This is a genomic window from Klebsiella variicola, from assembly GCF_000828055.2.
GTDB lineage: Bacteria > Pseudomonadota > Gammaproteobacteria > Enterobacterales > Enterobacteriaceae > Klebsiella > Klebsiella variicola.
The window spans coordinates 4,056,661-4,071,070 of record NZ_CP010523.2; the positions used below are offsets into that span (position 1 = coordinate 4,056,661).

Annotated in this window: 13 protein-coding genes; 2 read left to right on the plus strand and 11 right to left on the minus strand. The window is 61.9% G+C overall.

Annotated elements, in window-relative coordinates; genetic code table 11:
* Positions 1–5: 5 nt before the first annotated feature.
* Genes SP68_RS19030 through SP68_RS19045 form a run of 4 tightly spaced genes read right to left on the minus strand, consistent with a single transcriptional unit; the run spans position 6 to position 2,980 of the window.
* The gene (locus SP68_RS19030) at positions 6–767 is read right to left on the minus strand and encodes an amino acid ABC transporter ATP-binding protein (protein ID WP_008805553.1); all 762 of its coding nucleotides are present in this window, start codon (positions 765–767) and stop codon (positions 6–8) included.
* A complete protein-coding gene (locus SP68_RS19035) occupies positions 760–1,425 on the minus strand; it encodes an amino acid ABC transporter permease (RefSeq protein WP_040973808.1) in 666 nt (221 codons plus the stop codon). The genes SP68_RS19030 and SP68_RS19035 overlap by 8 nt, the downstream gene beginning before the upstream one ends.
* A 14-nt stretch (positions 1,426–1,439) precedes the next feature.
* Positions 1,440–2,081, minus strand: a complete 642-nt coding sequence (locus tag SP68_RS19040; RefSeq protein ID WP_004142522.1) for an amino acid ABC transporter permease — start codon at positions 2,079–2,081, stop codon at positions 1,440–1,442.
* Between the two features lie 47 nt (positions 2,082–2,128).
* The gene (locus tag SP68_RS19045; protein ID WP_002893184.1) at positions 2,129–2,980 is read right to left on the minus strand and encodes a transporter substrate-binding domain-containing protein; all 852 of its coding nucleotides are present in this window, start codon (positions 2,978–2,980) and stop codon (positions 2,129–2,131) included.
* A gap of 241 nt (positions 2,981–3,221) precedes the next feature.
* Between SP68_RS19045 and pdxR the strand changes: the two genes are divergently transcribed.
* On the plus strand, positions 3,222–4,685 hold the full coding sequence (pdxR, locus tag SP68_RS19050) for a MocR-like pyridoxine biosynthesis transcription factor PdxR (RefSeq protein WP_004176948.1): 1,464 nt from the start codon (positions 3,222–3,224) through the stop codon (positions 4,683–4,685).
* On the opposite strand, the gene SP68_RS19055 is transcribed toward pdxR, so the two are convergent.
* Positions 4,682–6,016 (minus strand): aminotransferase-like domain-containing protein, encoded by a 1,335-nt coding sequence (locus SP68_RS19055; protein ID WP_040973796.1) that lies wholly within the window; start codon positions 6,014–6,016, stop codon positions 4,682–4,684. The two genes, pdxR and SP68_RS19055, sit on opposite strands and share 4 nt — an antisense overlap.
* A gap of 123 nt (positions 6,017–6,139) precedes the next feature.
* On the opposite strand from SP68_RS19055, the gene SP68_RS19060 reads away from it, so the two are divergent.
* On the plus strand, positions 6,140–7,048 hold the full coding sequence (locus SP68_RS19060) for a DMT family transporter (RefSeq protein WP_038422793.1): 909 nt from the start codon (positions 6,140–6,142) through the stop codon (positions 7,046–7,048).
* 103 nt (positions 7,049–7,151) lie between these two features.
* Here the strand turns inward: SP68_RS19060 and SP68_RS19065 are convergent, their stop codons facing one another.
* From SP68_RS19065 to SP68_RS19090, 6 genes are all read right to left on the minus strand, one after another.
* Positions 7,152–8,420, minus strand: a complete 1,269-nt coding sequence (locus SP68_RS19065) for a Zn-dependent hydrolase (RefSeq protein ID WP_032753837.1) — start codon at positions 8,418–8,420, stop codon at positions 7,152–7,154.
* A gap of 97 nt (positions 8,421–8,517) precedes the next feature.
* A complete protein-coding gene (locus SP68_RS19070; protein ID WP_021441382.1) occupies positions 8,518–9,528 on the minus strand; it encodes an ABC transporter ATP-binding protein in 1,011 nt (336 codons plus the stop codon).
* Positions 9,518–10,555, minus strand: a complete 1,038-nt coding sequence (locus SP68_RS19075; RefSeq protein ID WP_008805547.1) for an ABC transporter ATP-binding protein — start codon at positions 10,553–10,555, stop codon at positions 9,518–9,520. Before SP68_RS19075 ends, SP68_RS19070 begins: the two co-directional genes overlap by 11 nt.
* Before the next feature lie 3 nt (positions 10,556–10,558).
* On the minus strand, positions 10,559–11,452 hold the full coding sequence (locus SP68_RS19080; protein WP_008805546.1) for an ABC transporter permease: 894 nt from the start codon (positions 11,450–11,452) through the stop codon (positions 10,559–10,561).
* A gap of 2 nt (positions 11,453–11,454) precedes the next feature.
* Positions 11,455–12,408 (minus strand): ABC transporter permease, encoded by a 954-nt coding sequence (locus tag SP68_RS19085; protein ID WP_012968749.1) that lies wholly within the window; start codon positions 12,406–12,408, stop codon positions 11,455–11,457.
* 18 nt (positions 12,409–12,426) lie between these two features.
* Positions 12,427–14,094: an ABC transporter substrate-binding protein gene (locus tag SP68_RS19090; RefSeq protein WP_023297185.1), complete on the minus strand. Its 1,668-nt coding sequence runs from the start codon at positions 14,092–14,094 to the stop codon at positions 12,427–12,429.
* Positions 14,095–14,410: the final 316 nt, after the last annotated feature.

Consider the following 14,410-nt stretch of genomic DNA (forward strand, 5'->3'; position numbering starts at 1 on the left):
CCGGACTAACGGCTGCTTTGCAGAAACTGCCTGACGCGTTCAGAGTCAGGCTGAGTGAAGAACTTCTCCGGCGGCGCCTTCTCAATCAGCAGCCCCTTCTCCAGAAACACCACCTCGTTGGATACCTGGCGGGCAAAATCCATTTCGTGCGTCACCACTACCATGGTGTAACCCTCGGCGGCGAGGGCTTTCATTACCCCCAACACCTCATTAACCAGCTCCGGATCCAGCGCCGACGTCGGTTCATCGAAGAGAATAACTTCGGGCGACATCGCCAGCGAACGGGCGATCGCCACCCGCTGCTTCTGCCCGCCGGAGAGAGTGATCGGGTAAACATCGGCTTTGTGCGCCATGCCCACTTTCTCCAGCTGCTGCATGGCAATGGCCTTCGCCTCGTCTCGTTTCATGCCCTTAACGTGCAGCAGCGCCTCGCTGACGTTTTGCTGAACGGTCAGATGCGGCCACAGGTTAAAACTCTGAAAGACCATCCCCACCCGCTCGCGAATTTTGGCCAGCTGGCGGTGCGACATCGCCCGGCCGCGCTGTTCATCAATCCCCAGTCGCTGACCGCCGATATGAATTTCACCGCGGTCCGGCTGTTCCAGCCAGTTCATACAGCGCAGCAGTGTGGATTTTCCCGACCCGGACGAGCCGAGAATACTCACCACGGTCCCCTTCTCCACCGTCAGGTTAATATCCCGCAGGACTTCCACATTATCGAACTGTTTGGAGACGTTTTTGACGCTTACGGCAATAGACTCAGGCATGGCTCATTCCTCTTTTGGCTCCCCAGGCGGTCAGGCGCTTAATCAGCAGCTCCAGCAGAATGCTGATCGCCCAGTAAAGCCCAATGGCGACGATAAAGGCGTTAAACGGAATAAAATAGGTCGCCTGGACGCTGTTGGCGGCGGCGGTGATCTCCTGAACGGTAATAATGCTCAGGAAAGCGGTGTCCTTCAGGCAAATAATCAGCTGATTGCCGATCAGCGGTAAGGCGGAAGAGACGATATTGGGTAAAATAATCCGCCGGAAAATGGCATAGCGCGAAAAGCCCTGAGCAATCGCCGCTTCAATATATCCGCCGGAAAATACCCGCCGCTGGCTGCGCAATATTTCAAAGAAATAGGCGCCATGATAAATAATCAGGGCCAGTAAACCGGCGGTCCACGGCTCCATGCTAATACCGAGCTGCGGCAGCCCGTAATACAGAAGATAAGCGAGGATCAAAAAAGGGATTGCACGCATCAGGCTGACGAAACCAATAATAATCCGGTTAATCACTTTCTTTTGATATTCGCTAAAATAACACAGCGTAATACCGATAATCAGCGCCGCCAGGGCGGCGGTAATAAACAGTTCGAGGGTCGCGAATAACCCGGCAATAAAGCTATCGCGAACCGACCAGATAACGCCCCACTGATTCATAATGCCTCCCGTTCCTAGCGCGCCAGACGCCTGGCTTTACGTTCCGCGATACCCTGCAGCTTCAACAAACAGCCGATGATCACCACATACAGCAGGCCGGCGGCGAGGATCGGCGACAGCGGCTCGTAGGTGACCGAGGAGATACGGTTGGTGACCCGGGTGAGATCCACCACGCCAATCACGGCGATGGCCGGGCTACCTTTGATCAAAAAGGACATCTCATTGACCAGCGCCGGCAGGCTCTCGATCCACATCTGCGGCAGCATGATGTAGCGGAAGTAGGTCCAGCGGCGCATTCCCACCGACTCCGCCGCCTCCCGCTGTTCGCGCGGAAAGGTGCGGAAGGCGTTGCGCCAGATCTCAGCGTTAAACGCCGACGTGTTAAGCGTCAGCGCCACGATGGCGGCCACGTTCTTGTCGAGGTTAATGCCCATCGTCGGCAGGGAAAGGAACAGAAACAGCACCAGCGTCACCAGCGGCGTTGCGCGGGCCAGACTGATATAGACCACCAGCAGCTGGTCGATCACCGGCAGGCGCAGCATCCGCACCAGGGCGATCAGCAGGCCCGCCACCACCCCGAAGGCGATAGCGATGGCCGAAATCCAGAGGGTCGTCCATGCGCCTTCGATTAATAACTGCCAGGAAATTGCATCCATGAGGCCCTCCTTCTCAGCAACAGGCGGCGGTCGCCCGCCGCGGAATATTACAGTCCGGCGAGTTTGTGAAACTGTTCCGGGCTGGTGATCGCCTCGGTCGGCAGGTTGTCATAGGTTTCGCCAAACCATTTTTTCTGCAGCTCGGCGAGCTTGCCGGTCTCCTTCATGTGGTTCATAAACTTGGTCATATAGGCCAGCAGCTGCGGCGAGTTTTTCGGGATCGGCCACGCCATATACCCCGGTCCGGAGACAGCCAGCCCTTTGGCGAAGACCTTCGGTTTGGCTTTCGCCAGGTCGTTTACCGAGATCACCACGTTAATCACGTAATCCAGTCGCTTATTCGCCAGGTCGGCGTAGGCTTCCGGATAGGAGGGATACTCCACCACCGGTCCCAGCTTGCCGCCGGTCTTCTCCAGCATCGCCTTCAGCTCCGGCAAACGCGCCAGCAGCGCGCTCCCGGCCTGTAACCCCACTTTTTTGCCGCTGAGATCGGCAATCGTATTTAACGAAGTATCGCCAGCGCGTTTGACGAAATAGTGCTGCGCGGAGGCCCACGGTGGGGTGAAATCAAAAACCTTCAGCCGCTCATCGGTAATAACCGCCCCGGTTAAGGCCATATCGTATTGCCCGGTGGAGACGGCCGCTAATAATCCGGTCCACGGTAATATGCTCTGGTCGACATGGAATTTGGCATATTTACGTAATTCCTCAAGCATATCTTTGTTAAAGCCATCGGCCTGGCCATTATTCATAAAGTTAAACGGCGCATAATCATCTTCCGTCGCCACTTTCAAGGTGCCGGATTTTTCTATTTCCGGAAGATCGGCCGCGACGGCGTGATAAGAAAAAGCGACCGTTAATACAGCGCTCAGACACATTGATGCCAATGATTTTTTCATTATTTCACCCCTGATGGATTGGCCAGACGGGTTCATTCCAGAACGCGAAAAGGTTTCTGCAAAATAGTGGCCGGGGACGTTCCGGTCCACGGCGGCTGAATACGTTTTTAATGTGGGAGCGTTTTTCAATTCCGTATAGAGCCAGATGGGCCGCATCGCTGTGTCAGATGGCGGCAGGGTGGTATGGAATTTGCTGAGTGTAACGGGTGGTCGCAATGCGTTATTGCCAGAGGAGCCCCGTATGATCCGTCACCTGTTACACGTTGATTTTCAGCCTGGCCGCGGTTTGCAGGAACAGGTGCGAGAGACGCTGGTGAATGCCATTCTCAGCGGGATCTTCGCCGCCGACACCCCGCTGCCCTCCTGTCGCCAGTTGGCCAGCCAGCTTCGCGTCTCGCGCAACACCACCGCGCTGGTGTTTGAAAGTCTGGTCAACGAGGGCTACCTGATTAGCCGCCCACGAAGCGGTTACTACCTGCATCCCGACTATCATGAAGCTTCGCCTGCCGCCGTCGAGAGTGCACCGCAGCGCGAAGCCGCTGCACCACGCTGGGGCGACCGGCTGCAGATGACCCCCAGCCAGCAGGAGTCGATCCTCAAACCGGCGGGCTGGATGCACTACCGCTACCCGTTTATCTACGGCCAGCCCGATACCCGGCAGTTCCCGCTGGCCACCTGGCGCTCGGCGGCGAACTGGCTGCACGGCGGGGTGCGCGACCCGGCGTGGGTCATCGACCATATTGACCAGGATGTGCCGATGCTGATCGAGCAGATCCGCACCCGGGTGCTGCCCAAGCGCGGCATTGTCGCCGCGCCGGATGAAATTCTCATCACCCTTGGCTCGCAAAATGCGCTCTACCTGCTGACCCGACTGCTGCTCTCTTCCACCACCCGCATTGGCGTCGAAAACCCCTGCTTTCGCGAAGCCATCAACACCTTTCTGCTCGCCGACGCCGAGGTGGTGCCGCACCCGGTGGATGAAGAGGGGATCGTGCTTAATGAGCGTCCCTGCGATTACTACTATGTCACCCCCGGCCATCAGGTGCCCACCGGGGTGACCATGAGCAGTGCGCGGCGTCGCCAGCTGCTGGAGCATGCCGCCCGCCATGACGCAGTCATTATTGAAGATGATTATGACTCGGAGAGTAACTTTACCCTCAACCCACTGCCGGCGCTGAAGGCCAGCGATCGCAGCGGCCGGGTGGTGTATGTCAGCAGCCTGTCAAAAGCGCTGTCACCGGGGCTGCGGTTGGGGTTTATGGTCGCCGACCCGGACCTGATCGACGAGGCGCGCGCCCTGCGCCGGCTGGTCTATCGCCATCCGCCGACCAACATTCAGTACCAGATGGCCCACTTCCTTGCCCAGGGCCATTATGAAACCCATCTGCGGCGCTACCACTACGACTCCGCCCAGCGCTGGGAGCGCCTGCACGCCGCCCTGCAGCGCTATCTGCCGTCGTGTCGCGCGCTGGCGGGGAGCGAACATGCTAACGCCTTCTGGCTGCAGACCCCGGCGCAGATCAACACCCAGCAGCTCACCTGGCGCGCCGCCCACGCCGGCGTGCTGATTGAGCCCGGGGCGCGCCATTTTCTCAGCGCCGCGCCGCCGGATAACTACTTTCGCATGGGATTCCACGCCATTAACCCTGACGCCATCGCCCAGGGGGTGGAGGTCCTGCGCGGCCAGCTGGAGCAGATGGGTTAGCGGTATTGTTCATACTCAACGGCGTCGCGCACGCTGAGCAGCGCCTGGCGCAGACTGTCGAAAGGCACCGATCCGAGCGCAATGCGCAGCGCCTGCGGGATCGTGGCGGAGACGCAGAACGGCTCGGCGGTCGACACCGAAATACGGCGTTCCATCAGCGCATTCGCCAGTCGATCGGCCCGGCTCTCTTCACCCAGAGGCAGCCAGACAAAGTACGAATCGGGATGACTGACGACGGGAAGCCCACAAAGCACCTCGCGGGCCACCTGCTGCCGCTGTCGCGCATCCTGTCGTTTCTGCATTTCAAAGCGGGCCACCGTGCCATCTTCAATCCAGGCGCAGATCAGCGAACTTATCAGCGTCGGCGTATTCCACGTCGTGGCGCGGATGGCGCGCTCAATCTCCGGGCGATAGCGCGGCGGAGAGATCACCACCCCCACGCGCAGTCCGGTGGCGATATTTTTTGAAAAACCGGTGACATACACCGTTCTTTCCGGCGCATAGCTGATCACCGCCGGCGGCGGACGGCTCACCAGCCGGGCGTAGGCGGCATCTTCAATAATCAGCAGATCGTGTTGGCGCGCAAGATCGGCCAGCGCCTGCCGCTGCCCGGTGTTGAGCACCCAGCCCAGCGGATTGTGCAGCGTCGGCATGGTATACACCGCCCGCACCCGCCGCTGCTGGCACAGCGTATGAAGCGCCTGCAGGTCCGGCCCCTCCGGTCGACAGGGGATCGCCGCCAGCTCCAGATGATACAGCGCCGCCAGAACCTTGAAGCCCGAATAGGTCAGCGCATCCACCGCCACCACATCCCCCGGACGTAACAGCCCCATGACGGTCACTGCCAGCCCGTGCTGTGCGCCGTTGACGATCAGGACATTTTCCGCATCCGGCGTAAAGTGCTGGCAGGTCAAATGGCGGGCGATAATTTCGCGCTCGGCGAGCCGCCCGGCATGAGGCTGATAGCGCAGATGCGAGTCAATATCGCCCGCCATCGCCAGCTGCCTGAGCGCCTCGCGCAGCGCATCGCCCTGCTCCGGCAGCGAAGGGTAGTTGAAATTGAGATCCACGACATCGGCGGCCACCACCTGCTGATCGACCCCGTGCCCCGGCGGCAGCGAGAGGTCGCGCACGAAGGTGCCGCGGCCGGTTTCGCCGCTGACCAACCCCATCTCTTCCAGTTCACGGTAGACGCGCGTGGCGGTGGCCAGCGAGATGCGCTCCCCGGCGGCAAGGGTACGGTGCGTCGGCAGACGGGTGCCTGCGGGCAGTTGCCCGCTGCGGATCGCCTGGGCATATCGGTCGACAACGGCTTTATATCGGGCTTTCATCGTGAAATGTATCTATGACAATAATTTGATTGTATTAGATTGGGCACATTACCATCGCCGCAGACGATGCTCAAGCGGGCACAGCACATCTGATAACGCGAGGTTAACGTGGTAGATTCAACAATGGATAAATCGGTGCCCGGTCCCTGGTCCGGATGGCTTCATGGTTTACTGGGGGTGATTATTTTTAGCGGGTCGCTGCCCGCGACGCGGCTGGCGGTGCAGGATATGGATCCGTTCTTATTGACCTTTCTGCGCGCCTCCATCGCCGGGCTGCTTGCCGTCGCGCTGCTGGTCGGCTTTCGCCAGAAACGCCCGCGCCTGGCGCAGCTTGTGCCCTTGATCATCGTCTCATCAGGGGTGGTGATCGGCTTTCCCCTGCTCACGGCGCTGGCCCTGCAGCACATCACCTCGGCGCATTCGATTGTGTTTATTGGCCTGCTGCCGCTGATGACCGCCCTCTTCGGCGTACTGCGCGGCGGCGAACGCCCGCGGCGGGCTTTCTGGATCTTTTCGCTGCTGGGCAGCCTGCTGGTGGTGGGATTCGCCCTGACGCAAAGTGCGGCGGCCTCACTCAGCGGCGATCTGCTGATGCTGGCGGCGGTTATCGCCTGCGGCCTCGGCTATGCGGAAGGGGCAAAGCTGACGCGGGAGCTCGGCGGCTGGCAGGTGATCTGCTGGGCGCTGGTGATAGCCCTGCCGTTGATGCTCCCCGCCTCGCTGATGGTTCAGCCCGCGTCCTGGCATGCCATATCGGCCTCCTCCTGGGCGGCGCTCGGCTATGTGTCGCTGTTCAGCATGCTGATCGGTTTCATCTTCTGGTACAAAGGGCTGGCCGCGGGCGGGATCGCCGCCGTCGGCCAGCTCCAGCTATTGCAGCCGTTCTTCGGGCTTGGCCTGTCGGCGGCGCTGTTGCACGAAACCGTCAGCCCCTTGATGCTGGCGGTTACGCTGGGCGTGGTACTGTGCGTGGTGGGCTCGCGCAAATTTGGCCGCCAGCGGGTTGTCGCAGGGAGCGGGAGCCGTGATTGACCGCCCCGTCATCCGCCGTCCCGGGTCGCGGCGGCGTAACCGCCTTACCCGGGCGACAGCATGATAAACGGCTGGAAGACGCGTCGCCGGGGAGGACGACCGTCTACACCGGCCGCGCGTACTGAAGCATCACCTGCAGCAGCACGTTGGCCCCGGCGGCGACGTGCTCCGGCGAGGCATACTCAATTTCGTTATGGCTGATCCCGTCCTTGCAGGGGATAAAAATCATCCCGGTGGGCGCCAGGTAGCTCATATACACTGCGTCATGCCCGGCGCCGGAGACGATCGGCCGCGCCGGATAGCCCAGCCGCTGCGCGGTATCGGCAATGGCCTGCCGGCATTCAGCATCGAACGGCGCCGCCGGATAGTGGCTTACCTGCTTCAGGGCCACCTGCAGACCGCTCTCCCGCTCAACCTCCGCGATAAACGCCCGCAGCTGGCGATCCATCTCGTCCACCAGCGCATCGCTGAGATTGCGCATATCAATGGAGAAGGTGACCTCCCCGGGCACCACGTTGCGGCTGTTGGGCCACACCTGCACGCTGCCGACGGTGCCGCGTCCCTCTTCGCTGCGCCCGGCAATGGCCACCACTTCCTGCATAATGCGAGTCGCCACCTGCAGGGCATCCTGACGCAGGCGCATCGGCGTGGGTCCGGCGTGCGAGGCCTGGCCGGTGACCACGCAGTCGTACCAGCGGATCCCCAGCACGCCCTGCACGATACCGATGGTTTTCGCTTCATCTTCGAGAATCGGCCCCTGCTCAATGTGCGCCTCAAAATAGGCGCCGATGGGATGCTCCCCCGGGGTCTGCTCGCCGATATAGCCGATCTGCGCCAGCGCCTCGCCGACGCTGACACCCTCTTTATCCGTGACGGCCCAGGTCTCTTCCAGCGGGAAGACGCCGGCAAAGACCCCGGAGCCCATCATCACCGGTACAAAGCGTGACCCCTCTTCGTTGGTCCAGAACACCACCTCAATCGGCGCGTCGGTATCAATCTGCAGATCGTTGAGCGTGCGCACCACCTCCAGCGCCGCCAGCACGCCGTAGTTGCCGTCAAATTTGCCGCCGGTGGGCTGGGTGTCAATATGGCTGCCGGAGACGATGGGCGGCAGGCCGGGGTTGCGGCCTTCCCGGCGCATAAACACATTGCCGATTTTATCGATGGTGACGCTCATCCCGGCCTCCCGCGCCCAGCCTATTACCTTGTCCCGCCCCTGGCGGTCGAGGTCGGTGAGGGTCAGACGGCGGCAGCCGCCCTTCGGCGTGGCGCCGATCTGCGCGAGATCCATTAACGACGCCCACAGGCGGTCGCCATTGATGCGCCAGCCGGTGGTGTCGGTCGCGGGGGTAAAAAGTACATCACTGCTCATGGTAGTCTCCTGACATCAAGGTCGCCGCCAGCGTAACCGGCGGTGGGAATGCGCTATCAACGCCTGGTCTTCATCCTGTATGGTTTTTTGCCGCCGATCAGACGGCCAGGGCCTGGGCGTTAGCGTCAATCGCCAGCTCGCGCCAGCGGTGGCAACTCACCGCGTGGCGCTCCGCGACGGATTCCGTCGGCGGCAGACTCTGTTCACAGACCGGGCGACGGTGCGGGCAGCGCTCGGCAAAGGCGCAGCCGGGCGGCAAACGCGCCAGATCCGGCGGCGCGCCGGGAATGCAGTGCAGGGCATCGCCTTTCTTAAGCCCCTCTTTCGGCCGACTGCCCAGCAGCACCTGGGTATAAGGATGGCGCGGGTGGCGCAGGATCTCGCTCATCGACGCTTCCTCGACGATCCGCCCGGCGTACATCACCGCCACCCGGTCGGCGATCTCCACCGCGGCGCCGATATCGTGGGTCACAAACACGATCGACAGCCCGCGCTGCTTTTGCTGCTCACGCAGCAGGATCAGGATCTGGATTTGCACCGTGGCGTCGAGGGCGGTGGTCGGCTCATCCGCCAGCAGCAGCTGCGGGTTACAGGAGAGCGCAAGGGCGATCATCGCCCGCTGGCGCATCCCGCCGGACATCTCGTGCGGGTAAGCATCCAGCCGCCGCTCGGGGCTGGGAATGCGCACCTGGCTCAGGGCCTCCAGCGCCCTGTCCCGGGCCGCCTGGCGCGACAGCCCTTCGTGGCGGCGCAGCCCTTCAATAATCTGCTGCCCGACGGTGTAGACCGGATCGAAGGCCAGCAGCGGCTCCTGAAAAATCATCGCGCAGCGTCCGCCGCGATAGCGCCGCAGCTGGCTGGCGCTCATCGTCAGCACCTCGTCGTCCCCCACCTGCAGGGTGCCGGAGAGCTCACTGCTCCCTGGCGGGTGCAGGCGCATCAGCGCCCGCAGGGTCACGCTCTTGCCGGAACCCGACTCGCCAATCAGCGCCATCACCTCCCCCTTTTGTACCTCAAAGGAGACCCCGTTGACCGCGTTGATGGTCTGTCCGTCGCGGCGAAAGACGACCCGCAGGTCGCGCACATGGACAAAGGCGTTATCCGACATGGCTGACCTCCTTAAGGGGGATGCTTTGATGCCAGGGCGAGGCCGGCTGCGCCATCAGGCAGGCGCTCTGGTGCCCCTCCCCGACCGCCTCCAGCCGCGGTTTCACCTCGGCGCAGACCGCCTTCGCATGCGGGCAGCGGGTGTGAAAACGGCAGCCGCTCGGCGGCGCGATGGGGCTGGGGGGATCGCCGCTCAGCGGCGAGGTCAGGGTGCGGTTTTCCGGGTCCATGGAGGGCATCGAGCTTAACAGCGCCCGGGTATAGGGGTGGGCGGAGGCGGTAAACAGCTGCTCCGCCGGGCCAATCTCCACCACTTCGCCAAGGTACATGACGAGGATCCGATCCGACAGCCAGCGTACCACGTGCAGATCGTGGCTGATGAACACGTAGGTCAGCTCGAGAGTCCGTTTCAGCTCCTGCAGCAGCTGCAGCACCTGGGCTTCCACCGATTTATCCAGCGCCGACACTGCCTCATCGAGGATCACCAGCCGCGGCTTCATCGCCAGCGCGCGGGCGATATTCACCCGCTGCCGCTGGCCGCCGGAGAGCGCATGCGGGTAGCGGTCGGCAAAGCGTGCCGGCTCAAGGCCAACGTGCGCCAGCAGATAGCGGGCATATTCGCTGGCCTCTCTGGCGCTGACGCCATGGACGCGCTGGCCGAAGGCGATGCTCTCCTCCATGGTCATGCGCGGATTGAGCGAAGCATAGCTATCCTGAAAGACCATCTGCACCTGGCGACGGTAGGCTTTCAGCGGCAGACGCGACGAGCCGACCCCCTGTCCGTCGAAGATCAGTTCGCCGCTGTCCTGGGTGAGCAACTGCATCAGCAGCCGGGCGGTGGTCGATTTGCCGCAGCCCGACTCGCCGACCACCCCCAGGGTTTCGCCTTTCATCACCGTGAAGCTGATATCGTCCACCGCCTGCACCACCTCCCGGCCTTTGCCGCCGCGAAAGTACTTCAGCAGGTGATTGACCTTCAGCAGCGGCTGCGCCGGCCCGCCAAGGTCGATATTGATAAAGGGTTGCATCGCTTACTCCTTAATCGCCATTGCCGCACGCAGGCGGTCCGCGAGGATATTGAACGAAATGGAGGTGATAAAAATCATCAGGCCCGGCAGGGCGGCCACCCACGGCTGGGTATAGATTGCCGTGCGCAGCGTATTGAGCATCAGCCCCCACTCGGGCTCCGGCGGCCGCACGCCGAGGCCGAGAAACGACAGGCCGGAGGCGAGGATCATGCACACCGAAATCAGCCCGGTGGAGAAGACGAAGATCGGCCCGAGCACGTTGCCCAACACCTGGACGCGGATAATGGTCAACGCGCTGGCGCCAGTGGCCCGGGCGGCGTCGATATAGTCCATATGTCGCACCTGGGCGGTCACGCTCTCGGCAATCCGCGCCACCTGCGGGACAAACACGAGGGTCAGCGACAGCAGCGCATTGCCGATGCCCGCCCCCAGCGCTCCCGACAGCGCAATCGCCAGCAGGACGGAGGGAAAGGCATAGAACACATCCACGGTGCGCATAATCACGGTATTGGTTTTGCCGCCCGTATAGCCGGCGATAATCCCGATGGCCCCGCCGATAAAAAAGGCGAACACCACCGGGACAATTCCCATAAACAGCGACAGTCGGGTGCCAAGGATCAGCCGCGACAGCATGTCGCGTCCCAGCTCATCCGAGCCCAGCGGGAAGCCGTCGCTGCCGATGGGTTTCAGGCGCAGGAACATCGACGTTTGATAAGGATCTTTGACGATAAGCCACGGACCGAACAGCGCCAGGGCCAGCAGCAGGAGGATCACCACGCCCACCACCACCCCGCCGGGGTCGCGCAGTAGGCGGCGCAATACCCCGCGCCAGTAACCTTGCCGGGAAGCGTGGGCCGCTGCGGCCGGAACCGCTTTCGTCGTTGCCGTATCCACCATGGTCAGCTCCTCTTAATACGCGGGTCGAGGGTGGTCTGCAGAATATCCACCAGCAGGTTGAGCAGCACGAAAAACAGCGCCAGCACCCAGATGGTGCCCTGCAGCAGGGGCAGGTCGCGCTGAAAAATGGCGGTATTGAGCAGCAATCCGGTTCCCGGCCAGGAGAAAACGGTCTCCACAAGGATCGAGCCGCCCATCAGATAGCCCACCTGCAGCCCCATCACCGCCAGCGCGGTGGGCGCGGCATTTTTCATGACGTGGACAAAGATGCGCGACTCGTTGAGCCCGCGAGCGCGCAGGCCAACGATAAACTCCTGGCTGAGGATATCGGCCACCTGCGAGCGCACGGTGCGGGCGATAATCCCGGTGGGGATCACCGACAAGGTGAGGGCTGGCAGCAGCATGAACTGCAGGTGCGCCCAGTCCCATTGCCAGCCCACCTCGCCTATCGGCCCGCCGCCGGTGGCCGGCAGCAGCGCGAACTTAACGCTGCAGAGGATCACCAGCAGCATCCCCAGCCAGTAGTGCGGCACGCTAACGCCAAATACCGACAACACCGAGGCCAGACGGTCAATGACGCTGTTGCGAAAATAGCCGGCGACAAAGCCGAACAGGCTGCCGAGGACGAAGCCGATCGCCGTCGCCAGCAGCGCCAGGCGCAGGGAGTACGCCACCGCGGTCATCACTTCGTCTATCACCGGGCGGCCGGTGGCGACCGACATACCAAGGTCGCCGTGCAGCGCCCGCCACAGCCAGTGGATAAACTGCATGGGCAGCGGCTTATCAAAGCCGTAAGCCTGCATTAACGTCTGACGCAGCGCCTCCGAGGCGTCCGGCGGCATCACCGACACCAGCGGGTCGCCCGGGGCGATCTGCACCAGCATGAAACAGATCACCGCCACCCCAAGCATGGTGGGGATAGCCAGCAGAATGCGGTATAGCAGCGTATTGATCATCGGTCGCCCCTTTCGCGATTACTCTTTTTTGCTCACCAGGCTGAGGTCGATAAACCAGCTCTGCGGTTGCACCACCCCGGTCACCGCAGGGGAAATCGCACGCGGCCCGACGTCGTGGGCGACAAACAGGAATGGCACCTGATCCACCAGCGCGGCGTGCAGCTCACCGGCCGCTTGGTTCATCTCCGCCGGGGTAAAGGCGTGCTTGACGGCGGCGGCCAGCTTCTCCGTCTCCGGAGTGGAGAAGTAACCCCAGTTGGTCGCCACCGGCGGAAACGCTTTGGCGGTCGAGAAGCGGATCAGGCCAAAGTAAGGATCGTTAACCGCGGCGCTGACGTTGATCGCATCGATCCCTTTCGCCGAGGGGTCCCGGGCACCCAGGCGCCAGTTGGTAAACAGGGTGTTCCATTCCACCACTTTGATATCCACATTGAAGAAGCAGCTCTTCAGGCTCTGCTGGATATACTCGTTCATCGGCAAGGGCTGCATCTGCCCGGAGCCGGAGGCCGAGGTGGCCACCGTGACGTGCAGCGGTTTGCTGGCGCTGTATCCGGCCTCGGTCATTAGCTGGCGGGCGGTATCCGGGTCATATTTGATCTGGAAGGTGGGTTTGCCATGCCACGGGCTGTCAGCCTCATAAACCCCGGTGGCCTCGGTCATGTAGCCGCCAAGGTAGCTCTTCAGCTCGGCGCGGTTCAGACACAGGTTGGCCGCTTTGCGCACGCGGATGTCCTGCCACGGCGATCCTTTTTCAAAGGAGAACTGCCAGGGCCACAGGTGCGGCTGGGTATTGGCGTAGAGGTGAAAACCCTGAGACTTGATCTGATCGATGGCGTCCGGCGCCGGGGCTTCAATCCAGTCCACCTGCTTCGACAGCAGCGCCGCGGTACGGGCGTTGGCCTCCGGCAAGGGGATCAGCACCACTTTATCCACCCGGGGAATGCGATCTTTGTTCCAGTAGTCGGGGTTTTTATCGAGGATCAGCTGCTGACGCGGCACCAGCTTCTCCAGTTTGAACGGGCCGCTACCCACCGCGTGGGCGGCGAAGGCGGTCCACGCCTGTTTGCTGCGCGCGGCGCTATCTCCCGCGCTGGCCGGCACCGCGTCATACTGTTTCTGCCACGCCGTCGGCGAGACGATAAACAGGTTGGTGATGTTGTACGGCAGCAGCGCGTCTGGTTCCGAGGTGGTCAGCGCCACAGTGTGGTCGTCAATTTTCTCTGCGCCGGTGAGGGTCGGCATGCGCGACAGGGTGTTGCCGATCTGCCCCGGGGCGTACTGCGGCGCCGCTTTATTCAGCACCTTATCCACGTTCCAGACGATGGCGTCGGCGTTCACCTCCGTCCCGTCATGGAACCTGACGCCCGGACGCAAGGTGAAAATCCAGCGGCTGGTGTTCTGCGGATCGATGTGCCACTCGGTCGCCAGCCCCGGCACCAGACCGCTGGGCTTTTCACCTTGCGACAGATCCCACTCCACCAGCGCGTCGTACAGCGGGATGCCGGTAAAGCGGTTGCCCTCATAGCCTTGATCCGGCTGGCCAAGGGTTAACGGAATATCCGCGGCGGTCATGGCGATCCGCAGCGTGGAGGCGTTGGCAGGTAAGGCGGCGCCCGCCAGGGCCAGTGCGCCGCTCACCGCCACGGCGAGACGACCGGCACGCGAAAATAACGTCTTTTTGTGCATCACATGATCCCTGTTAAATAAAGTGTCACGGATTAACAGGCAAAATGCGTACCAGCTCTTACGCGGACGAAAATAGGCCAAAACCGACCGGTAAAATAAGAAGGGCTTATATTATCACCATGATAATTATGGGAAAATAATTGCGCCTTATTCCGCCGCACCGCCAGCGGGAAATATGTTGCAGAATTGCACCAGCCGCTATATGGCAAATTTCAAATAATCACTCTGCGTCACTTTTTATTCATCCCCCGTCCGCCGCCGCCGCGTATTCTCCGTCGGGATCAATCCCTTCTATACTTCAGGGAACACATCGACC

Coding starts and splice junctions, on each gene's coding strand:
- SP68_RS19090 (WP_023297185.1), bottom strand. CDS start 14,094: ATGCACAAAAAGACGTTATTTTCGCGTGCCGGTCGTCTCGCCGTGGCG.
- SP68_RS19055 (WP_040973796.1), bottom strand. CDS start 6,016: ATGAAAGCCCGATATAAAGCCGTTGTCGACCGATATGCCCAGGCGATC.
- SP68_RS19035 (WP_040973808.1), bottom strand. CDS start 1,425: ATGAATCAGTGGGGCGTTATCTGGTCGGTTCGCGATAGCTTTATTGCC.
- SP68_RS19080 (WP_008805546.1), bottom strand. CDS start 11,452: ATGGTGGATACGGCAACGACGAAAGCGGTTCCGGCCGCAGCGGCCCAC.
- SP68_RS19045 (WP_002893184.1), bottom strand. CDS start 2,980: ATGAAAAAATCATTGGCATCAATGTGTCTGAGCGCTGTATTAACGGTC.
- SP68_RS19070 (WP_021441382.1), bottom strand. CDS start 9,528: ATGTCGGATAACGCCTTTGTCCATGTGCGCGACCTGCGGGTCGTCTTT.
- SP68_RS19065 (WP_032753837.1), bottom strand. CDS start 8,420: ATGAGCAGTGATGTACTTTTTACCCCCGCGACCGACACCACCGGCTGG.
- SP68_RS19030 (WP_008805553.1), bottom strand. CDS start 767: ATGCCTGAGTCTATTGCCGTAAGCGTCAAAAACGTCTCCAAACAGTTC.
- SP68_RS19085 (WP_012968749.1), bottom strand. CDS start 12,408: ATGATCAATACGCTGCTATACCGCATTCTGCTGGCTATCCCCACCATG.
- SP68_RS19040 (WP_004142522.1), bottom strand. CDS start 2,081: ATGGATGCAATTTCCTGGCAGTTATTAATCGAAGGCGCATGGACGACC.
- pdxR (WP_004176948.1), top strand. CDS start 3,222: ATGATCCGTCACCTGTTACACGTTGATTTTCAGCCTGGCCGCGGTTTG.
- SP68_RS19060 (WP_038422793.1), top strand. CDS start 6,140: ATGGATAAATCGGTGCCCGGTCCCTGGTCCGGATGGCTTCATGGTTTA.
- SP68_RS19075 (WP_008805547.1), bottom strand. CDS start 10,555: ATGCAACCCTTTATCAATATCGACCTTGGCGGGCCGGCGCAGCCGCTG.